The sequence below is a fragment of the Paenibacillus sp. PAMC21692 genome (assembly GCF_014303795.1).
Classification (GTDB): Bacteria; Bacillota; Bacilli; order Paenibacillales; family Paenibacillaceae; genus Pristimantibacillus; species Pristimantibacillus agaridevorans.
This window is the reverse complement of the sequence record NZ_CP060293.1, coordinates 4,776,535-4,797,459: the sequence shown is the minus strand read 5'-3', so window position 1 is coordinate 4,797,459 and position 20,925 is coordinate 4,776,535. Positions and strand designations below refer to the sequence as shown.

Here is a 20,925-nt window from a genome sequence, read left to right as displayed (position 1 = left end):
TTTCACCTCCTTTCCGATCCTCGTCCATCCATAGCGCCTATGTGCCTGGCAACAGCTTTGTCACGATCGTAGCGGTGGCCGCTTCATCCTTTTTCGACATTTCGCTTAAAATGCCGGATCTTGCCGTATCGCTTACAGAATTGAGGATACGAATCACTTTGCTCGGGCTGATGTCCTTCATTTTCAGAAGCATTTCACCGGCGCTTTTTGCATCCATCGATTCGAAGGTTGCGCTCAGCTGTTCTTGATTAAGCGTGGAGGAAACCGTTGTTTCCGTTTCGCCTGCCTGCTCGTTCACTCTTGCTTGCAGAGCGGCGATTTGGAGATCCTTTACTTCAACGTTATCCTTCAATTTAACCGTAGCTTCCGCCGCAATCCTTGGATCCATCTTCTCCATAATTTTCACGCGGTCATCCGAACGCATGGATGCGAACAACAACACGATTTCGTCAATATTCATGTTTTGTACGATCGGGGCTGCTTTGCTAGGTGTCATCTTCGAGAACATACTCGCCAGTTCTTCTATCTTGGCGGTATACTGCTCAGCTTCCAGCAACTCCTGTTCGGTCAGCTGCTTGAGCTGCGCATTTTCGTCTTCGAGGCCTTTTACGGCTTCCTCCTGGTTCGAGGCCGTCGCGTTAGCGGCCGCCAGCTCCGCTTTCACTGCGGCAAGCTCCGTTTCCAGCTCCTCGATCTTCTCGCTCATCTTCTTGTTGCGGATGGCATCATCGTCCATCGAGTTTTCTGATATCTTGGGCTCCGGCAACACCTCGCGCAAGATCGGCACGGAATTGCCGACCTGCAGAGCCTTATTGCGGAATTCCACATCGAATATCGCAAATAATACGCCTAGCAATACCACGACGAACAAGATCGGTATCATCAGAAACATAAATCGTTCAAATCCGTTATAGCTTTGTTTTTCTGTACCTGTTTCCGCCAATTCCACTCACTCCCTCTGCCGGCGCAAACGCATGTTCTTATGGGGTTGGCATCATGAATCGGACGGTGGCCATTTCATCCAGCTCGTTCTGCTCCTTCAATTGCAGAGCATGACGGAATCGATCCCAGGCATGATCCTTCGCCTTAAGCCACACCTTCTCATCCTTTACCTTGTCCGCGAGTCGCGACCGGCTGTGCTCAACAACCCGTTCGGCTTGCAGCACGTCCAAACGTTTTTTGTCGATGCACGTCTGCAAGTGTTCAAGGTATTCTCCGATGATCCGTACTTCGGATAACGGCATGACCTGCTGCGCGGATCGTTGTAACTTCTCTTCCCATTCCTCTTTCGCCAGCACCAACTCGCGAAGCGACATCTCCTGCACGGACAACGCGCTCAGCGCGTCAGACAACAGCCATTCGGCCTGAGTCTTCTGGCTGGTCTTCAGGTCGACTACTTTTTGGAACGAATAATGGAAGGTTGCCACTTCAGCGTTCAGCTCCTGTCAAAATGCTCTATCAATTGCGATTGCGCTTCGCCGAGCGTTACCTTCTCGGTCGTTTTCTGCTTAGCGAATGCATGGATCGTTTCTATTGCTTCGATCGCTTTATCAATTTCTTTGTTGGATCCGACTTGATACGCCCCAATATTGATCAGGTCTTCCGAATCTCTATAGATAGCAAGAAGTCTTTTCAGTTCGTTCGCGGCATCCTGTTGCTGCTCCGTCACGATTTCCTTCATGACGCGGCTGACAGAGGCAAGAACGTCGATCGCGGGAAAATGTCCCTTGTGGGCCAAATGCCGACTTAATACGATATGACCGTCCAGAATGCCCCTTACCGCGTCCGCGATAGGTTCGTTCATGTCATCGCCGTCCACGAGGACGGTATAAAACGCCGTAATGGAGCCGCTTGGTCCCGTACCCGCTCGTTCCAGAAGCTTGGGAAGCGCTGCAAAGACGGATGGCGTATACCCTCTAGTTGCAGGCGGCTCGCCAATGGCAAGACCAACTTCGCGCAGCGCCATGGCGTAACGGGTTACGGAGTCCATCATCAGCATGACGTTTAATCCGCGGTCACGGAAATATTCGGCGATAGTCGTTGCAATCAAAGCGCCTTTCATTCGGATGAGAGCGGGTTGATCGGATGTTGCCACAATGACGACGGATCTCGCAAGACCTTCGGGCCCGAGATCCTTTTCGATGAACTCCAGCACTTCCCTGCCGCGTTCGCCGATAAGGGCGATTACATTGACATCGGCCGAGGTATTTCGGGCAATCATGCCAAGCAGTGTACTTTTGCCTACGCCCGAACCAGCGAATATACCGACGCGTTGTCCTTGACCTACGGTAAGCAAACCATCGATGGCTCTGACACCGATGCTGAGCGGCTCCGTCACGCGCGGACGATTTAGCGGATTGCTTGGCTCGTTGTGAGTGGAATAATGCTGCATACGGCTTGGCAGGAAACTTCCGTCAAGCGGATTGCCTAATCCGTCAAGCACTTTCCCCAGCAGCTCCGAACCAACTTGGACCGTGAGCGGTTTGCCCGTTCCGACGACATCGCAGCCTGGGCTTATGGCATGAAGATCGCCAAGCGGCATCAGAATGACCTTGTTATTTCTGAAGCCAACGACCTCAGCCTTAAGCGGCTTGGCCGATTTGGACGGATAAATATAACACAAGTCGCCGATACTCGCATCCGGACCTTCCGATTCCACCGTCAAACCGATGACTTGAGTCACTTTGCCGTTGACGCGGACAGGATCAAGCGGTCTTAGATGCTCTAAATATTTGTGAATATCAAGCGATCTACTCCCAGTCATTTGGTTCACTCCGTTCTTCGCCGCTCTGGTGAGCCAGCTGGAACAGCTCGCGCTTGATCTCGGATAACTGGGTATCGATTCTCGCATCTATGCTGCCGTAAGCAGATCGTATGACGCAGCCATTGTCCTTAACCGTTGAATCCGGCAGGATATGAAGCTCGGCTTGCGAATCGATCGCGGTATGCAGCTCTTCCCTTGATGCCTGAACGAAAGCCAGCTGCGAAGGTGCGACGCAGAGCGTGATGACGCCTTGCTCTCTTCTGCGGGAGAGCGACTTTCGAATTAAGTCGACTGCCATATCTGGAGCCGAAGCCAACTGCTGGCCAATGATCTTCTCCGCTATGGCCACGCTGAGCTCGACTAGAAACGGTTCGGCTTCCTGTATAATCTGTTCACGCATGGAGTAAGCGCCTTTTAACACTTCGGCCGCTTCCGACAACCGGGATTCCCAGCTCTGCTGCAACTGCTTAACAGCCTCCGCGGATCCCTCGCCGAACCCTAGCTCGTAGCCTTCCGCCCGGGACGCTTCGAATGCGGCCTCGTCCTCGGATCGTTTCTGAAGCCACCATACGTCGATCTGTTGCTCCGCCTCTCCCAGCATCCGTTCGCATTCCTGCGAAGTTTCGCGAAGCCTCTCTTCTGCAAACGATTCGGCATCGGACAAGATTTGGTCCCGCAATGCTATCGTCTCTTGATCCGGCTGCCAGGATTCTGTTTCTCCCTGCTGAGCGGGATCGACAGCCGCAGCCGCATAAGGATTGGACCACTGAAGCCGTTTGAGCTGCTCCAATGAAATCACGCTGGAGGATTTGATCAAATTAGACAATAATATCATCTCCTCCGCCGCGCGCGATAATAATTTCACCCGACTCTTCTAACCTGCGAATCGTAGCGACGATTCGAGTCTGGGCTTCTTCAACATCACGCAGCCGGACAGGCCCCATAAATTCCATCTCTTCCTTGAACGATTCGGCCATCCGCTTGGACATGTTGCGGAAGATGGCCTCGCGCACCTCTTCGCTCGCCACTTTGAGGGCCAGTTGCAGATCCGCGTTCTCGATATCGCGAATGATCCGCTGAATGGAGCGATTGTCGATATTGACGATGTCTTCGAATACGAACATCCGTTTTTTGATTTCTTCGGCCAGTTCCGGATCCTGAATCTCCAGCGCGTCGAGGATGGTGCGTTCCGTTCCCCGGTCGACTCCGTTAAGAATCTGCACGATGGAATCGATGCCGCCGGCATTTGTATAGTCCTGCGTAACCGTAGCAGATAACTTCTGTTCAAGCACGCGTTCTACTTGCGAGATAACCTCGGGAGAAGTACTGTCCATCAGCGCGATTCTTCGTGCGACATCCGCTTGTTTGTCCTGCGGGAGCGACGATAAAATTTGGGACGATTGCTCCGACTGCAAGTAGGACAAAACGAGCGCGATCGTTTGCGAATTCTCGTTTTGAATAAAGTTGAGAATTTGTGCCGGCTCCGCCTTCCTTGCGAAATCGAATGGCCTCACTTGCAGCGTAGCTGTCAGACGATTGATAACGTCCTGCGCCTTCGCTTCTCCGAGCGCCTTTTCGAGAATTTCTTTGGCATAAGAGATCCCGCCCTGCGAGATATACTCTTGCGCCAGACATATTTGGTGAAACTCGCTTAGAATCGTCTCGCGATCACCGCTGTCTACTTTGCGCACATTGGCGATTTCCAACGTCAGCTGCTCAATCTCGTCCTCTCGCAAATGCTTGAATATTTGCGCCGATACTTCAGGTCCGAGCGTAATGAGCAAGATGGCTGCTTTCTGGCGTCCGGATAAGCCTTGCATCATGTTTTTGGACATTTATGGCACCTCTATTCGTCTACAAGCCAGGTGCGAAGAAGATTGACGAATTCGTCAGGCTTGCGTTTGGCGAGTGTTTCAAGATTTTTGCGAGCTTGACTGTCGTTGTTGACACTGTCCAGATCAAGCGTCGGATATTCCACTTTCGTCGACACCGGAGCCATTTCGACTTCTTCAATCTCCGCTTGTTTGCGTCTGCGGTTTAACAGGAAGACGAGTCCGCCGATAAGCGCGAGCGCGGCTGCACCCAGTCCAATTGCCCAACCTGTCGATAAACCGGCTTTCGATGCGGCTGATGGGTTCTCCGCAAAAGTTCGGGCGATTAATGAAACCTTTTTACCCATTAATACGTCATCATTAACATCCTGACCCGAACCTGCAAGTTGACCGCGAACGACTGTAGTCAAATAATTGGTAATGTCTGTCCTTGCATTTTCGTCCTCTAATTGTGCAGCTTCAATGCCGATACTAATTGATAAGTCCTCCAGAACGTAAGGTCCCGATTCAATGTTGTTTTTGATGCGGTCGTAATCGTAATTCGTGACTTGCGAATTGGTTTCCGAGGAGTTAGCCCCTTGCGAGCCTGCTTCATATCCCGGGATGTCCGTCTCGCCTGTGCCGGCTACTCCGCCAGCGGGAGCGGATGATCCTGTTGAACTGGAGTTGTCAATTTGTTCGCTCACCTTGATCCCGTTGTTGTCGTTGTCAGCCAACGGTCGAACGAGGTTCTCTTCCGTCCTGCGTTTATCGAAGTTCATGGAGCTGGCGACGCTGACTACGAGGTTGTCGGAGCCAACGATAGGTCCTAAGAACTGCTGAATTTCTTTTTTGAGACTTGTTTCGTATTTGTTTTGAATCTGAAACTGCATATCTACCGCATCTGCGCTGCCTGTGCCTGCTCCCCCGACAACGGAGGAGATCAATTCGCCTTGCGGACTCGAAATCGTAATATCTTCGATCGCGAGATCGGATACGGTGGATTTAACGAGATTGTAGTAACCATCAATTTCCTTCTGCGATGGACGGTAGCCCGACGTAAATTTCATGACGATCGCGGCAGTTGCCTGCGGTTCGTCGGCCGCTGTCAGGAATACACTTTCCTCTGGACGATTTATGAGCACCTTGGAGCTCTCTACGCCTTGAAGTCCGTTAAGGAGCTTCTGCACCTCGCCGTTCAGAGCCGTTTGGTAGATGACATCGAATTCGTTTTGCGTCTTGCCGAATTGAGATGCGCTATTGCTGAACACTTCGAAACCGATAGATCCGTTTTGAACTAAACCTTGCGATCCTACATCGACTTTAACTCGGGATGCAACCGCGCTCGGTACCGAAATGCTGCTGCCATTGCTGCTGAGCTCGTATGGAATGCCGTTTCCGTCCAAATAATTCATAACGGCTGCGGCATCAGTTGCGTCCATATTTTGAAACGCGAGCTCATATTCCGTCCTGGTGAACACTATCGTTAACAGAATGACCGTTAACAGCAATCCTCCTATCGACGCCCCCAACCATATTTTTTGTCTTTTGCCCATCTGGCCCCAGAAACCACTGAGCCTGCCGCGATAGTGGGCGATTCTCTCGTTCACGTTGTCACCTCACCCAATACTATGCTGATCATATTGCAGGATTAAAGTTGCATCCGCATCATTTCCTGGTATGCTTCTACCACTTTGTTGCGGACCTGTGAGGTCAATTGCAAACCGAGTTGCGCTTGCTCCGAGGCAATTAGCACCTGAGTCACATCCACCTTGCCGGCGAGGAATTGGTCATTCAGGGCATGCACTTGTTTTTCTTGATTGCTTACGCTCTCCAGAGCAGTTTGCAGATATTGTCCAAAGGACTGCGTTAATTCCGCAGGCGTAGCATCTTTAACGGGTTTCGCTCCAGCGATGGCTTGGGATGGTGCAATAGGCCCTAGCTGCATCGATTGTATCATGAATTTCCCTCCCTGTTGTTGTTAGCTCTAAGCTCTTCCGATCTCCAGCGCCTTTACGAACATGGCTTTAGTCGCATTAATAGCTGTTACGTTAGCCTCATAAGCACGTGATGCGGAAATCATATCGACCATTTCTTTAGCAACATCGACGTTAGGCATATGTACGTACCCTTGCTCGTCCGCATCTGGGTGCGAAGGATTATATACAAGCTTGTTCGGTGTATGATCTTCCTGAATACGCGCTACCCGGACACCGGACACATTTTCTTTTCCGCCCATCTGCCCCGCTAGGAGGGAGGAAAACGATTGTTGCGTCGGCTCCAGCACGACCAGCTTTCGCTTGTAAGGTTCGAACTTTCCATTTACGTAGCTTCCCCTGGTTACTTCGGCATTGGCGATGTTAGAAGAAATAACGTCCATTCTCATGCGTTGTGCGGTTAAGGCGGATGCGCTAATATCGAATCCGTTAGACAATTTCACTTTCTATGCCCTCCCGTCGATACCTGTTCTCAACATTTTCAAATCGTGGTTAATTTGTTGGATATAGAAGTTATAGCGTAGTTGATTTTTGGCGAGCAGCGACATTTCGCGATCCACGTCGACATTATTCTGGTTGTTGTTCATGGATGTCGAATTATCGATTATTACTTGCGATGCAGGAAGATTTGAAGAATTCGTTCCGATCGGGATATGTCTGGCATCCGTTGTTTTTCCGGCAAGACTGCTTACCGAATCCCCCATCGATTGCTCCAGCAGCTCTTCGAACAGCATCTCGGAACGTTTGAAGTGTGGCGTTTCTGCATTTGCAATGTTATTCGATATGACTCGTTGTCTAGCTTCAGCGGTGTACAAAGCCGCTTCCATGCGTCCAAATGCCGCACCATTCAACAATTTCACTTTTCGTTTCACCACTTTCGCTATGAAAATCATAACTTACCTATTCAACAACATACCTCTCATTCCTTCTTCATTCGACAAATAAATATTAAAAAAATGAGACGTTTGTGTCGTTTTTTGCTACCACGAATATCTTCTTCAATTTCCTAAATTATTACAATGAGAAAAAAGCCCTATCTTTGATGAAAGATAGGACTTACGTGTACTTATGGAACTAGGACTACGATTTGATCTTTTTCAATTCTTGCAAAAGTTGGTGGTTCAGGATTCGGATGTAAGTTCCTTTCATTCCCAAGGACCTGGTTTCGATAACCCCTGCGCTTTCGAGCTTGCGCAGAGCGTTGACGATAACCGATCTGGTTATGCCGACACGATCGGCAATTTTGGAAGCGACAAGCAATCCTTCCTTCCCGTCCAGCTCCTCGAAAATATGCTCTACCGCTTCCAGTTCGCTGAACGAGAGCGATCCGACGGCTACAGCAACAACTGCACGGCTTCTGACTTCCTGCTCGATCTCGTCTGCCCGTTCCCGCAGTATCTCCATTCCGACTATCGTGGAACCATACTCGGCAAGCACCAAATCGTCATCATCGAAGGCTCCGGCCTGACGAGTCAGTATCAACGTACCTAGTCGGTCCCCTCCTCCCGTAATTGGAACGACTGTCATGACTTCATGACTAGTTAATTTGGAGAACGTTTCCATTATTCCGGGATACAGTTCTACATTTGTAAGAGACTCTGCCGTGTCAAGGAAACGGAGGTTGCTCTCCGAGCTGAACCGGAGCTCGTCCGCCGATAAGGAACGGATATAATCGTGATCATATACGTCAACGGCTGCGCAGCCTAAAATTTTGCCTTTGCGGCTGACGACGAATACATTGCTTTGCACGGTCGAACATAACACTTCCGCCATTTCCCTAAAGCTTAGCGCCTTGCCGGCTGCTCGTTGGAGCAGCCGGTTCAGTGTTCTTGTTTTGTTTAATAAGCTCATTATCCCATGTGCCTCCCAGAACTGTAACAACTACAAAATATATTGGCTTAAATCTCGATCCTTCGCGATGCCGCCAAGCTTCTCGCGTACGTATTCAGGCGTGATCGTCATCTTGTCAAGCGACAGTTCAGGCGCCTCGAAGCTAAGATCTTCAAGCAGCTTCTCCAGAATCGTATGCAGTCGGCGGGCACCTATATTCTCCATATTGCGATTGACGTCAGCAGCAATAGATGCCAGTTCGCGAATCGCTTCCGGCGAAAATTCCACTTCGATGCCTTCGGTAGCGAGCAGCGCGGTATACTGCTTCGTTAACGCATTTTTGGGTTCTGTCAAAATACTGATAAAATCGTCCAGACTGAGCGAAGTCAGCTCTACCCGAATCGGGAAACGTCCTTGCAGCTCGGGAATAAGATCGGAGGGCTTCGCGATATGGAACGCGCCTGCAGCGATAAACAATACATAATCGGTCTTCACGGGGCCATACTTCGTCATAACGGTCGAACCTTCCACGATAGGCAAAATATCCCTTTGCACGCCTTCACGGGAAACATCGGGTCCGGAGCCTCTTGACGGACTTGCGATCTTGTCAATTTCGTCGATAAAGATGATGCCGCTCTGCTCCGCCCTGATGACGGATTCCGTCACGACATCGTCCATATCGATCAATTTATTCGCTTCCTCCTGCGTGAGAGCTTTACGCGCCTCCTTAACAGGGAGCTTGCGTTTCTTCGGCTTCTTGGGCATCAGTTGTCCGAACAACTCCGACATGTTCATGCCCATGCCCTCCGGACCTTGCCCTCCGGCCAGCATATCCATCATATTCGGCGTCGTGTCTTCGACTTCGATCTCGATCACTTCGTTCTCGAGCTTGCCCTCTGCAAGTTGCACGCGGATCTGCGAACGTTTCAATTGCAATTCGCCGTCCTGCTCCTTGTCCTTCTCTTCTTCCTTCTCTTCCTGATTGCCGCCAAAAAGCATTTCGAACGGATTTTTGTTCGTCTTGACTTTCGCCGCGCTTGGCGCGAGCAACTGAACGATTCGTTCGTTGGCTTGTTTCTCGGCTTTATCTCTCACTTGCTCGGTCCGCTCCGCTTTCACCATTCGAATAGCCGTCTCCACAAGATCGCGAACCATGGATTCGACGTCGCGGCCTACATATCCGACTTCCGTAAATTTGGTCGCTTCCAGCTTTACGAACGGAGCCTTGACAAGCTTGGCAAGCCGGCGGGCGATCTCTGTTTTGCCGACCCCCGTTGGACCGATCATTAGAATGTTTTTGGGCACGATTTCGTCTCTAAGCGCTTCATCGAGACGGCTTCTACGGTATCTGTTGCGCAGCGCAACAGCAACGGATCGTTTGGCTTCCTTCTGGCCTACGATGTACTTATCAAGCTCCGCCACGATCTGGCGCGGCGTCCAAGCATCATTCCCCATCCTTCTCGCCTCCCACTTCTTTTATGAGGTAGTTCAAAAAGCCCGCTTTTGATCACGAAGTATAGCACGAAGTCTACTCGACGTCGAATATGGAACGCAAGCGAAACTTCCGGTGCTCACGTAGCTGCCACTACGCTCCGCTCCTCAGTTTCTACTTTCATTCCATCTTCTCGGTGCTGAAAACCGAACTTTTTGACACGATATCCTACCCAATCTCTTCAACTATAATATTATTATTTGTGTAAACGCATATCTCGGCGGCAATTTCCAGCGCGGATCTTGCCATCTCCTTGGCCTCGAGCCCAGGGGCATGGCGTTTAAGCGCTCTGGCTGCCGACAATGCGAAAGTGCCCCCGGAGCCAATCGCAAGGATTCCGTCATCCGGCTCAATAATTTCGCCGTTGCCGGAGATGAGCAGCAGACCGGATTTATCCATGACAAGCATCATGGCTTCCAGCTTGCGCAACACTCGATCCGAACGCCAATCCTTCGCCATCTCGACAGCCGCGCGCTGCAGATTGCCGTGATGCTCCTCCAGCTTCGCCTCAAACTTCTCGAACAACGTGATAGCATCCGCGACCGATCCCGCGAAACCTGCAACGACCTGTCCGCGGTATAAACGCCGAACTTTTTTGGCCGTATTTTTCATCACCATGCTGTTGCCGAACGTCACCTGACCATCGCCCGCAATAGCTCCCTTGCCGTCATGGCGAATTGCGCAGATCGTCGTTGCGTGAAATTGCATTTCCATCCATGCGCCTCCGTTCCGTATATTAATGTTCCGAAAAAAGTTCGTTTAATCTACTCTATGACAGTAATCACGCGAACAGCACGACGTGCTGCGCAGATGACTTCCCGTCGCGGAGTTATAGAGGTTGTTCAAAAAGCTTGCATTCCATCTACTCGGTGCTGAAAACCGTACTTTTTGAACTTCCACCTATATAGTCTACTGTACGGCAGGATGAGTCAAATGTTGCAATTTAAAAGCGTCGATGGCGTCAAGCGCCCGATTAGCGATCGCTTCGTTTTTGTCCTTTTTGTTCCGAATACGCGTCTCGAGCGGCGGGAACAGCCCAAAATTCGCATTCATCGGCTGGAAGTGCTTGAAGTCCGCCGTCGTAATATATTGAGCCATGCTGCCTAATGTCGTGTGATCCGGCAAAACAAGAGGCTCCAGACCGCGAGCCAGTCTTCCAGCGTTAATACCCGCGATCAGGCCCGAAGCCGCCGATTCGACGTAACCTTCTACTCCGGTCATTTGTCCTGCGAAGAACAACGAGTCACGCGTCTGCGTCTGGTACGTCGGCTTCAGCAGCTTGGGAGAGTTGATGAACGTATTCCGGTGCATGACCCCGTAACGGACAAACTCGGCATTCTCCAGTCCCGGAATCAGTTGGAAGACACGCTTCTGCTCGCCCCACTTCAGATGGGTCTGAAAACCAACCATGTTGTAGAGAGTCCCTGCCGCATTGTCTTGCCGCAGCTGAATGACGGCATGAGGAAGCTTGCCCGTATGAGGGTTCATCAGTCCGACTGGCTTCATGGGTCCAAACAAGGCCGTCTGCTTGCCGCGTCTCATCATGATTTCGATCGGCATGCAGCCTTCAAAATAAATTTCCTTCTCGAATTCCTTCAGCTCGGCTGTCTCCGCATTAACAAGCGCTTCATAGAATATTTCGAACTCTTCTTCCGTCATAGGGCAATTCAAATAAGCCGCCTCACCCTTGTCATAGCGGGAAGCTAGATATACCTTGCTCATGTCGATGGAGTCCTTCTCGATGATCGGCGCTGCAGCATCGTAAAAGTAAAAGTATTCCTCGCCCAACAATCCTTGTATTTGTTTGGACAGGTCGGGTGCCGTCAGAGGGCCCGTTGCTATGACCGTGATCCCGTCCTGAGGGATTTCGGTTACTTCTTCGTTAAGCACTTCGATGAGCGGATGCTCGCGAAGCCTGCTCGTTACTTCGCCTGAAAAACCATCGCGATCGACTGCCAAGGCCCCGCCTGCCGGGACGGCATTGCGATCGGCACTGCTCAGGATCAGAGAGTCCAAACGGCGCATCTCTTCCTTGAGAACGCCGACGGCGTTTGACAGTCCATTGGCCCGCAAGCTGTTGCTGCAGACCAGCTCTGCAAATTGGTTTGTATGATGGGCCGGCGTTTGTCTGACCGGGCGCATCTCGTACAGCGTAACGGGCACGCCTTGCGAAGCGATTTGCCAGGCGGCTTCGCTGCCGGCTAGACCTGCTCCAATAACGGTAACTTTCTGGGACATGATTAATTCCAATCCTTTCGGTAAAACTTTTTGAAATTTCTGACGTTAATTGGCACGGTATGGCTAAACAGACATCATCCTCCCTATAAAGGGAGGACGCTGTGTTCTCAATGTCGTATCCTCTATGCTTGTTCTTCCTGGTCGTCGTCCGGAACTTCTTCTGTATGGCTGCAGGTCGGGCACTGAAGCTTCACGCCTGCTTTGCTCCTCTTCTCCACTAGCATGGAGTCGCAATTCGGGCACGGCTTGCCCGTCGGCTTATCCCAGGACACGTAATCGCAGCCGGGATATTGATCGCAGCCGTAAAAGATTCTGCCCTTCTTGCTGCGTCTTTCGATAATTTTGCCTTCCCCGCACTTGGGACATGCTACCCCGATATCCTTGATGATCGGCTTCGTATTGCGGCAGTCAGGGAATCCGGAGCAAGCGAGGAACTTGCCGAACCGCCCCATCTTGTAGACGAGGTGCTTGCCGCATTTCTCGCAGATTTCGTCCGACACTTCATCCTGGATTTCGATCTCCTTCATCTCGTCTTCCGCGACTTCCAGTCGCTTCTCGAACGATTCATAGAAGTTCGCAAGTACTTTGACCCAGTCCTCCGTGCCCTCTTCTACGTGGTCAAGATTGCCTTCCATGTTGGCGGTGAACTCTGCATCCAGAATTTCAGGGAAAAACTCCTCCATTAACTGGCTGACGAGCTCGCCAAGCTCCGTTGGAACGAATTTTTTCTCTTCGATGGCGACGTATCCGCGCTTCTGAATCGTTTCCAATGTCGGCGCATACGTACTTGGACGTCCGATACCGAGTTCCTCTAGCGTCTTCACCAGCCTTGCCTCCGTATAACGGGGCGGAGGCTGCGTAAAGTGCTGCTTAGGTTCAACGGCTTCGGTCGTGAGCTGGTCGCCGACCGCCAGCGGCGGCAGGAATTTATGCTCCTCTTCCGTACCGTCGTCGTTGCCTTCTACATACACCTTCATAAAACCCGGGAACTTGATCTTGGAACCGGTAGCCCGGAACACTACATCCCCTACACTAAGGTCTACAGTCATCGTATCCAATACGGCGGACGACATCTGGCTGGATGCGAACCTTTCCCAGACCAGCTTGTATAACCGCAATTGATCCCTCGTAAGGAAAGGCTTCATGGATTCCGGATCTCGATAGATCGAGGTCGGACGAATCGCTTCGTGCGCATCCTGGGCATTGCTGTTTTTCCTCGTATAGATGCGTGGCTGATCCGGCATATAGTCGGGACCGTATTTCTCGGTAATATAAATCTTCGCCTCCTCCTGTGCAACAGGGGAGATCCGAGTGGAGTCCGTTCTCATGTAAGTAATGAGACCGACCGTTCCTTCCTTGCCAAGCTCTACGCCTTCATACAATTGCTGAGCAACGGACATCGTCTTGGAAGCTCGGAATCCGATCTTTCGAGCTGCTTCTTGCTGGAGGGAGCTGGTAATGAACGGAGGCGCTGGGTTGCGCAGCCTTTCCTTCTCTTTCACTTCCTGAACGGTAAAGCCTTCGCCCTTCATGGCCGCCAATACTTCTTGGACATCGGCTTCTTTGCCTAGCTCGCGCTTTTCGCCGCCCAAGGAATAATACTTTGCTTCCAACGTGACGTCTTTCTGCCTAAGCTTTGCTGTAATCGACCAGTATTCTTCTGGCACAAAAGCGTCAATCTCGTTTTCGCGGTCAATGATTAGCTTGACGGCTACGGATTGCACGCGGCCTGCGGACAATCCCTTCTTGACCTTCTTCCATAACAATGGGCTGATCTTGTAGCCGACAAGCCGGTCCAGAATCCGGCGAGCTTGCTGGGCGTTAACAAGATCCATATTGATTTTGCGTGGTTGCTTGAAAGCGTCCTTAACCGCCTGTTTCGTTATCTCATTAAAGACGACCCTGCAGGTGTCGCCTTCGTTAAGCTCCAAGTAATGAGCCAGATGCCAAGCGATTGCCTCCCCTTCGCGATCGGGGTCAGCCGCCAGATAGACATTTTTCACTTTTTTGCTGGCGTCCTTCAATTCCTTGAGCACGCTGCCTTTGCCACGAATCGTAATGTATTTGGGACTGAAATCGTTCTCGACCTCGACACCGATCTGGCTCTTGGGCAGATCGCGAATATGGCCCATGGAGGCTTTCACAATAAACTTGCTCCCCAAATATTTGCCGATCGTCTTTGCTTTGGCCGGGGATTCTACAATAACTAATGAATCAGCCACGCGAGGTGCCTCCTCTCTTTGCGACAAGTTACAATATTCTATATATGGAACCAGGCTGAAGCTCAATTGTTCGTTTTATACATAAATTTAGCAGAAGTGAGTTCAAATGTCCAAACGGAATAGCAGTCAGCCCGTGCAGTTCGTCAATCGACAACGGCCGATCCCTTAGCAGAGCAAGCAGCTTGGCCTCCTCCGGCAACTGCGGTCTCTCCTCTTTCTCCTTGCTTCCAACTGTCTGTCCGCCTTGCTTGCCCCAAGGTTTTGCAGCATCTCGCAGCCACAACAATTGGTCAAAAATATCATCGATTCCCGTTATAATCCGAGCTCTCTCCTCACGAATCAGTACGTTAGGACCTTCGCTCTTAGGCGAATTAATGGGACCGGGCACGGCAAAAATTTCCCGATTCCAGTCTAACGCGAACTTGGCGGTTATTAGCGATCCGCTTCGCCGCGCACCTTCTACGACGATCGTCGCGCAAGCCAAGCCTGCAATGATTCGATTGCGCTGATGAAATTGGCCGGGATGGAGCTTCGTTCCGAGGGGCGTCTCCGATACCAGCAAGCCCTGTTCCCCGATATTTCGGAAGAGCGATAAATTTTGCGGCGGATAACACGTATCGATCGGAGTCGGCAATACGGCAATCGTGCTTCCATTGCCCTTTAGAGCCGCTTCATGCGCCCTGCTGTCTATTCCTCTGGCCAACCCGCTAACAACCGTAATACCTGCCTCTGAGAGCTCCTGAGCAAGCTTATCGGCCGTATGCCTGCCATATGCAGTCGGCATTCGGGTTCCGACAATGGCAACTGAAGGCCGTTCTAGCAATTCCGACCGTCCCTTAGCATACAACACCCACGGCGGCTGCGCAATATGCTTCAGTTCGAAAGGATAACCTGCATCAAATGGCGTTAGCAAGCGATCCATCCCAACTCCGGCTTGAACGGATTCAGCTTTCATCCAACCTTTATCGTCTCCCGAGTTCCAGATGGGTTGGCGAAATAAGTTCGCTGCCTTCTCGGCTCGATCGTCGCGAAAACCTGCCGCCATCCATGCTTCCGGTTGCGTTCGATCCTTCGTCCAGAGCTTATGCTCAATCGCGTTTTTAATCGCATGCCATCCAATACCGGGAATCTCGTTAAGCGCTACTACCATATCGCGAATTGCTCTTTTATTGTCGTCCATTAACCCAACCCTCTCGAGATCAGGGCAGGTTGCATCCTAGTCTATTTTGCTTCACGTGGAGGAAGAATGCAAGTCGCCCCTTATTTTGACGCCATTTCAACCGTGCAATCATCGACAAAATCACCTAAAGGTGATTCAAAAACCCAAAAACGTCCAGTCACTAGCCACCTAATGGACATAAATGACGCTAACGGACAAACGTGACATTATTGGTTCATCATCGCGCAAATTGGCTCCGTTGCGACCCATTTCCCAAGGCTGTCGATTCATTGTGTGCTAAACTGGAAATGAAGCTGCAATCCATTATCGCCAACCTCTTACGGAAATGAGGACCCTTATATGGATCGTTTGGCGTGATTTTAAAATCTAACGGAACTCTGCGACGTTATTCGTGAGAAATCCAGGCAATCCGTGGACTTTTGCCCATCATAAGGGCTGTCAGTTCCATTAGATTTGCAAAGTGCGGCTTTTTGCTGAAATAACGCCTCTCATTTCCGTTGCAGTTCAGTTGCTCCCGTTCATTTCTTACCGGACACTTGCCTGCAATTTCACCTTTGCACAATGAATAGCCAGCCTCTTCCTGTCCGTTAGAATTGTTTGAGGTTAAAAAATCGGACAAATAGAGTCGCTGGTGTCTGTTGATTTTCAACCTTTAGTTCATCAGTCTTGGAGTCGCATCATTTCATAATTCAAGAACGAGATCGCCCTGACGTGTGATTCGCAAACTCAAATATACGATTTGCCGCCAAACTTGCTCCCTGTCTTCCTTTTCTTTTCTCCACCATTCGTTTGCGTTTCACTGGCTTTGCCAGCACAGTTAGTTGCAAAACTTGTACTTTTGGGCTTCATAGACACTATCACCTATGCTGTTAATCGCCATAAGCGTTACTAACGCCTATGGCTGCTAATCAGAGTTACTTTCGGGTCCATCGGCGTTTTTGACGTCTACAGCTGCTCGTTCGCCTACTTTTTGGAGCCATAAGCGTTACTAACGCCTATGGCCGTTAATCAGAGTTACTTTTCGATCCATCGGCGTTTTTGACGTCTACAGCTGCTCGTTCGCCTACTTTTTGGAGCCATAAGCGTTACTAACACCTTCCTTTTTTCAGCTGAAGGTCATTATCCACAGTCAGGTATGTTGCATAATTTCCTGTAAAACAAAAAAAGCAACCTCCCTCCCTTGGTAGGGTAGAAAGGTTGCTTACCTTTATATTGTCGCTATTTAGAGATTGTTCAAAAACCGAAATTTTGAACTCGCGCTTAAAGTTATGGCATTACTTGCGCGTAATGCATTTCTCCAGCAGGCCTTGCTCTTCCAATACGCTAACAAGCGTGGAGCCCATGTCGGAAGGCGTAGGAGCAACTTTGATGCCGCAAGCTTCTAGCGTTGCGATTTTCTCAGCAGCCGTGCCTTTGCCACCGGAAATAATGGCCCCTGCATGTCCCATCCGTTTGCCCGGAGGCGCCGTTGCGCCGCCAATAAAGCCTACGACCGGCTTTGTCATGTTGGCTTTGATCCACTCTGCCGCTTCTTCTTCTGCCGTACCGCCGATCTCGCCGATCATAATAACCGCATACGTGTCAGGGTCATCGTTGAAACGGCTCAGGATGTCGATAAACTCGGAGCCCTTAACAGGGTCGCCGCCGATGCCAACCGCGGAAGATTGTCCGATTCCGCGAGTCGTCAGCTGGTGAACAGCTTCGTAAGTCAGCGTTCCGGAACGGGAAACAACGCCTACATGACCTACTGTATGGATATATCCCGGCATGATGCCGATTTTGCATTCGCCCGGCGTAATAACGCCTGGACAGTTCGGTCCGATGAGAACCGTCTTGCTGCCTTCCATATAACGCTTCACGTTAACCATGTCAAGGACAGGAATACCTTCCGTGATGCAGATAACGAGATCCATCTCTGCGTCGACGGCTTCCATAATGGAATCGGCAGCGAATGCAGGTGGTACGTAAATAACGGATGCAGTAGCGCCAGTAGCTTGCTTAGCCTCCAGCACGGTATTGAACACTGGCAATGTTGCAACAGAGCCGTTCTCCAGTGTAATGTCGACCGTCGAGCCGCCTTTGCCCGGTGTTACGCCTCCGACCATTTGCGTACCGTAATCGAGCGCGCCTTTGGCGTGGAACATGCCAGTCTTGCCCGTGATGCCTTGTGTGATGACCTTTGTATCCTTATTGACCAAAATACTCAACTTCACTCACATCCCCTAATTGAAATTCAAACTCTTATCGAGGTTGTTCAACCTTTATTTTAATGTCTGCCCGCTGGCAACATTATTTCACTAGAGCGACAATCTTCTGAGCGCCGTCGGACATCGAATCCGCAGCCACGATGTTCAGGCCGGATTCGTTTAGGAGCTTTTTGCCGAGCTCGACGTTCGTGCCTTCCAGACGCACGACAAGCGGACGGTCAAGACCAAGCTCTCTCGCAGCCGCGATTACGCCTTCCGCGATAACGTCGCACTTCATGATGCCGCCGAAAATATTGACGAAAATGCCTTTGACCTTCTCGTCGGACAGGATGATCTTGAACGCTTCCGTTACTTTCTCCTTGGTCGCGCCGCCCCCTACGTCCAGGAAGTTGGCAGGGTCTCCGCCGTAGTATTTGATAATATCCATCGTTGCCATTGCAAGACCTGCGCCGTTAACCATACAGCCGATGTTGCCGTCCAGCGCGATGTAGCTCAAGTCGTACTTGGAAGCCTCGATTTCCTTCGCGTCTTCCTCGTCCAGATCGCGCAGCTCCAGAATATCCTTGTGGCGGTACAGGGCGTTGGAGTCGAAGTTCAGCTTCGCGTCAAGCGCCATAACATTGCCGTCGCCAGTCACGACAAGCGGGTTGATTTCGGCGATGGAGCAATCCTTCTCCACAAATGCCGTGTACAGAGCCATCATGAACTTGACTGCTTTGTTTACGAGCTCCGTCGGGATGTTGATTGCATAAGCAAGCTTGCGAGCCTGGAACGGCTGCATGCCTACGGCAGGGTCGATAACTTCCTTGAAGATCTTCTCCGGGGAATGTTCCGCCACTTCTTCGATCTCCGTGCCGCCCTCTTCCGAAGCCATCATCGTAACGCGGCCTGTGCCGCGGTCAAGTACGACGCCGATATAATATTCTTTCTTGATATCGCAGCCTTGCTCAATCAGTAGGCGTTTCACTTCTTTGCCCTCTGGGCCTGTCTGATGCGTAACGAGCACCTTGCCCAGAATTTCGCCAGCGTAAGCGCGAACCTCGTCCAAATTTTTGGCAACCTTAACGCCGCCCGCTTTGCCGCGTCCACCCGCGTGAATTTGCGCTTTCACGACGACGACCGGCGTCCCGAGCGCTTGCGCCGCTTCTACGGCTTCGTCGACGGAGAAGGCCACTTTGCCCTCAGGCACGACTACCCCGTATTGCTTCAACACAGCTTTGCCTTGATACTCATGGATATTCATTGTTGAAATCCTCCATTTCACAGACTCTATTACGTCCTATGTACACAAACCTTTTTCATTGTAGCATTTTTCTCAGTTGAAAGCGCAAGCCTTTTTGATATGGATATCATCTCAAAAAGAGATCAAACATTTGTCACGTCCACTAGTATGACCCAATGCAGCGGAAATAATCGGCCTTCAGGCCAAGCATTGACACCTCGCCCGCATAGCCGCTATGATTAAAAGAAGCATAGCAAAAATGATAATCTTTTTAAACATTTTGCAAACGTAGGGAAGCACCCCCGTTGCCGGCTCATTACATAGCCCCGGGAGGTGCTTTTTGTGTTCACCATGATTCATAGCTCCAGCGTATTCGGCGTGGAGGGCAAAGGCATATCGGTAGAGGTTGATATCGCCAACGGGCTTCCGCAAGTGAACGTCGTCGGCTTGCCCGATCCCGCGGTGCGGGAATCCGTCGAGCGGGTTCGTGCGGCCATCAAGAACAGCGGATTCCAATTCCCAATGGAGAGGATTACCGTCAATCTTGCCCCTGCAGATCTCCGCAAGGAAGGCACGGCCTTCGACCTTGCCATCGCGGCAGGCATCTTAACCGCCAGCGGACAGCTCGATGCGACGCCGTTCGCGGGTACGCTGCTGATTGGCGAGCTTTCGCTTAACGGTGCCGTACGTACAGTAACCGGCGTGTTAGCCATGCTGGAAGAAGCTCGCCGCGTCGGCATTACGCGTGTGCTTCTGCCGCTGCAGAACCGGGAGGAAGCGGAATGGATCAGCGGTATGGAGCTGTTCGCTTTGACGCATCTGTCCGAGCTTAAGGATTCGGCCCATGCCAAAGCGGTATGGGAGAAGCTGAGCCAAGCCGGAACGGAACGTCGAATTTTCGAGCGGGAAGGTCCGGCGCGGAATGACGGAGGGCCGCTCTCGCAGGGACCATCCATGGGCTACAACCAAGGGAGGACAGCAGCCGATCCGGAAGACTACATGGACATTGTCGGGCAGCACCAAGGGAAACGCGCCATGCTGATCGCGGCAGCCGGGAATCACAACTTGCTGCTTTGCGGTCCGCCAGGCACCGGCAAAACGATGATGATTCGGCGCTTGCCCGGCATTTTGCCTCCGCTCGACGAAGCCGACGCGCTGGAGGTGACCAAAATCTACAGTGTGGCAGGCAAGCTTCTCGCGAATTCAGGCGGGTTGATGAAGATGCCTCCCTTCCGCTCCCCGCACCACAGTATTTCGACCGGCGGCCTGATCGGTGGAGGATCCATCCCCAAGCCGGGAGAGGTGACGCTCGCCCATCGGGGCGTCTTATATCTGGACGAGCTGCCGGAATTCCCTCGTTCCGTTCTGGAGCTGCTCAGGCAGCCGCTGGAGGACCGCGTCGTCTCGATTGCGAGAGCCCGAGCGACCGTCTGCTTCCCGGCAGCGATCCTTCTGGCCGCTTCCTATAATCCGTGCCCTTGCGGCTACCATGGACACGAATATGGCGACAAAAGATGTACCTGCAGCGCTGCCGCCATCAGTCGTTACCGAGCCAAACTGTCCGGCCCGCTTCTCGACAGGATCGATCTGCAGCTTGAAATTCCTAGACCTCAATCGCTCGATCGCTCACAAGACAAGACGCATACTTCGACTGCCGAGTTAAGAAAACTTGTGCTTGCCGCGAGAGTACGGCAAAGAGAACGCAATGCCGCCTATGGCGTCAGTTGCAACAGTGAATTGTCTGGGAAGAGTCTTAGGCAAGCGGCAAGGCTGAAACCGCAAGCCGCGAGACTGCTCGAGGATGCGTTCCAGGCGCTCGGCATCAGCATGAGGGCCTATGACCGGCTGCTGAAGCTCGCGCGCACGATAGCAGACTTAGAGGATTCAATAAGCGTGGAAGAAATGCATGTAGCGGAGGCTATTCAGTATCGCCGTCTGGATATGGCTTAGTCGTAAATTCGG

Annotated in this window: 18 protein-coding genes; 1 reads left to right on the top strand and 17 read right to left on the bottom strand. The window is 51.4% G+C overall.

What is annotated here, in order from left to right:
• Window positions 1–37: 37 nt before the first annotated feature.
• The 17 genes from H7F31_RS19150 to sucC form a co-directional block, all read right to left on the bottom strand.
• On the bottom strand, window positions 38–949 hold the full coding sequence (locus H7F31_RS19150; protein ID WP_261800054.1) for a MotE family protein: 912 nt from the start codon (window positions 947–949) through the stop codon (window positions 38–40).
• Window positions 950–980: 31 nt separating this feature from the next.
• The gene (fliJ, locus tag H7F31_RS19145; protein ID WP_087570974.1) at window positions 981–1,427 is read right to left on the bottom strand and encodes a flagellar export protein FliJ; all 447 of its coding nucleotides are present in this window, start codon (window positions 1,425–1,427) and stop codon (window positions 981–983) included.
• Between the two features lie 8 nt (window positions 1,428–1,435).
• A complete protein-coding gene (gene fliI, locus H7F31_RS19140) occupies window positions 1,436–2,764 on the bottom strand; it encodes a flagellar protein export ATPase FliI (protein ID WP_087570975.1) in 1,329 nt (442 codons plus the stop codon).
• Window positions 2,751–3,590 carry a FliH/SctL family protein gene (locus H7F31_RS19135; RefSeq protein WP_187100078.1) on the bottom strand — a complete coding sequence of 280 codons (840 nt, stop codon included), beginning with the start codon at window positions 3,588–3,590 and terminating at the stop codon, window positions 2,751–2,753. Before H7F31_RS19135 ends, fliI begins: the two co-directional genes overlap by 14 nt.
• Entirely contained in the window at window positions 3,583–4,599 is a 1,017-nt protein-coding gene (gene fliG / locus H7F31_RS19130) for a flagellar motor switch protein FliG (RefSeq protein ID WP_087570977.1), read from the bottom strand. Before fliG ends, H7F31_RS19135 begins: the two co-directional genes overlap by 8 nt.
• 11 nt (window positions 4,600–4,610) lie before the next feature.
• A complete protein-coding gene (gene fliF / locus H7F31_RS19125) occupies window positions 4,611–6,185 on the bottom strand; it encodes a flagellar basal-body MS-ring/collar protein FliF (RefSeq protein WP_187100077.1) in 1,575 nt (524 codons plus the stop codon).
• Window positions 6,186–6,226: 41 nt separating this feature from the next.
• A complete protein-coding gene (gene fliE / locus H7F31_RS19120; protein ID WP_187100076.1) occupies window positions 6,227–6,535 on the bottom strand; it encodes a flagellar hook-basal body complex protein FliE in 309 nt (102 codons plus the stop codon).
• A gap of 27 nt (window positions 6,536–6,562) precedes the next feature.
• Window positions 6,563–7,015 (bottom strand): flagellar basal body rod protein FlgC, encoded by a 453-nt coding sequence (flgC, locus tag H7F31_RS19115; protein WP_187100075.1) that lies wholly within the window; start codon window positions 7,013–7,015, stop codon window positions 6,563–6,565.
• Between the two features lie 3 nt (window positions 7,016–7,018).
• Window positions 7,019–7,432: a flagellar basal body rod protein FlgB gene (gene flgB / locus H7F31_RS19110; RefSeq protein WP_087570987.1), complete on the bottom strand. Its 414-nt coding sequence runs from the start codon at window positions 7,430–7,432 to the stop codon at window positions 7,019–7,021.
• Window positions 7,433–7,652: 220 nt separating this feature from the next.
• Window positions 7,653–8,423, bottom strand: coding sequence for a GTP-sensing pleiotropic transcriptional regulator CodY (gene codY / locus H7F31_RS19105; protein WP_087570981.1), 771 nt, complete (start codon window positions 8,421–8,423; stop codon window positions 7,653–7,655).
• 30 nt (window positions 8,424–8,453) lie between these two features.
• Entirely contained in the window at window positions 8,454–9,857 is a 1,404-nt protein-coding gene (gene hslU, locus H7F31_RS19100) for an ATP-dependent protease ATPase subunit HslU (protein WP_187100074.1), read from the bottom strand.
• 205 nt (window positions 9,858–10,062) lie between these two features.
• Window positions 10,063–10,608, bottom strand: a complete 546-nt coding sequence (gene hslV / locus H7F31_RS19095; RefSeq protein WP_087570983.1) for an ATP-dependent protease subunit HslV — start codon at window positions 10,606–10,608, stop codon at window positions 10,063–10,065.
• 195 nt (window positions 10,609–10,803) lie between these two features.
• On the bottom strand, window positions 10,804–12,132 hold the full coding sequence (gene trmFO / locus H7F31_RS19090) for an FADH(2)-oxidizing methylenetetrahydrofolate--tRNA-(uracil(54)-C(5))-methyltransferase TrmFO (RefSeq protein WP_108994291.1): 1,329 nt from the start codon (window positions 12,130–12,132) through the stop codon (window positions 10,804–10,806).
• A gap of 122 nt (window positions 12,133–12,254) precedes the next feature.
• Entirely contained in the window at window positions 12,255–14,354 is a 2,100-nt protein-coding gene (gene topA / locus H7F31_RS19085) for a type I DNA topoisomerase (protein ID WP_187100073.1), read from the bottom strand.
• A gap of 28 nt (window positions 14,355–14,382) precedes the next feature.
• Window positions 14,383–15,534: a DNA-processing protein DprA gene (gene dprA / locus H7F31_RS19080; protein WP_187100072.1), complete on the bottom strand. Its 1,152-nt coding sequence runs from the start codon at window positions 15,532–15,534 to the stop codon at window positions 14,383–14,385.
• A gap of 1,274 nt (window positions 15,535–16,808) precedes the next feature.
• Complete coding sequence (gene sucD, locus H7F31_RS19075) at window positions 16,809–17,741, bottom strand: succinate--CoA ligase subunit alpha (RefSeq protein WP_087572629.1); 933 nt, start codon at window positions 17,739–17,741, stop codon at window positions 16,809–16,811.
• Between the two features lie 82 nt (window positions 17,742–17,823).
• A complete protein-coding gene (gene sucC / locus H7F31_RS19070) occupies window positions 17,824–18,984 on the bottom strand; it encodes an ADP-forming succinate--CoA ligase subunit beta (RefSeq protein ID WP_108994289.1) in 1,161 nt (386 codons plus the stop codon).
• Between the two features lie 330 nt (window positions 18,985–19,314).
• On the opposite strand from sucC, the gene H7F31_RS19065 reads away from it, so the two are divergent.
• A complete protein-coding gene (locus H7F31_RS19065) occupies window positions 19,315–20,913 on the top strand; it encodes a YifB family Mg chelatase-like AAA ATPase (RefSeq protein WP_315970577.1) in 1,599 nt (532 codons plus the stop codon).
• The last annotated feature ends 12 nt before the right edge of the window (window positions 20,914–20,925 follow it).

Bases quoted from the DNA above. Each gene is read 5' to 3' on its own strand.
- trmFO (WP_108994291.1), bottom strand. From the start codon at position 12,132: ATGTCCCAGAAAGTTACCGTTATTGGAGCAGGTCTAGCCGGCAGCGAA.
- H7F31_RS19065 (WP_315970577.1), top strand. From the start codon at position 19,315: ATGATTCATAGCTCCAGCGTATTCGGCGTGGAGGGCAAAGGCATATCG.
- dprA (WP_187100072.1), bottom strand. From the start codon at position 15,534: ATGGACGACAATAAAAGAGCAATTCGCGATATGGTAGTAGCGCTTAAC.
- sucC (WP_108994289.1), bottom strand. From the start codon at position 18,984: ATGAATATCCATGAGTATCAAGGCAAAGCTGTGTTGAAGCAATACGGG.
- fliG (WP_087570977.1), bottom strand. From the start codon at position 4,599: ATGTCCAAAAACATGATGCAAGGCTTATCCGGACGCCAGAAAGCAGCC.
- fliI (WP_087570975.1), bottom strand. From the start codon at position 2,764: ATGACTGGGAGTAGATCGCTTGATATTCACAAATATTTAGAGCATCTA.
- hslU (WP_187100074.1), bottom strand. From the start codon at position 9,857: ATGGGGAATGATGCTTGGACGCCGCGCCAGATCGTGGCGGAGCTTGAT.
- codY (WP_087570981.1), bottom strand. From the start codon at position 8,423: ATGAGCTTATTAAACAAAACAAGAACACTGAACCGGCTGCTCCAACGA.
- hslV (WP_087570983.1), bottom strand. From the start codon at position 10,608: ATGGAAATGCAATTTCACGCAACGACGATCTGCGCAATTCGCCATGAC.
- fliE (WP_187100076.1), bottom strand. From the start codon at position 6,535: ATGATACAATCGATGCAGCTAGGGCCTATTGCACCATCCCAAGCCATC.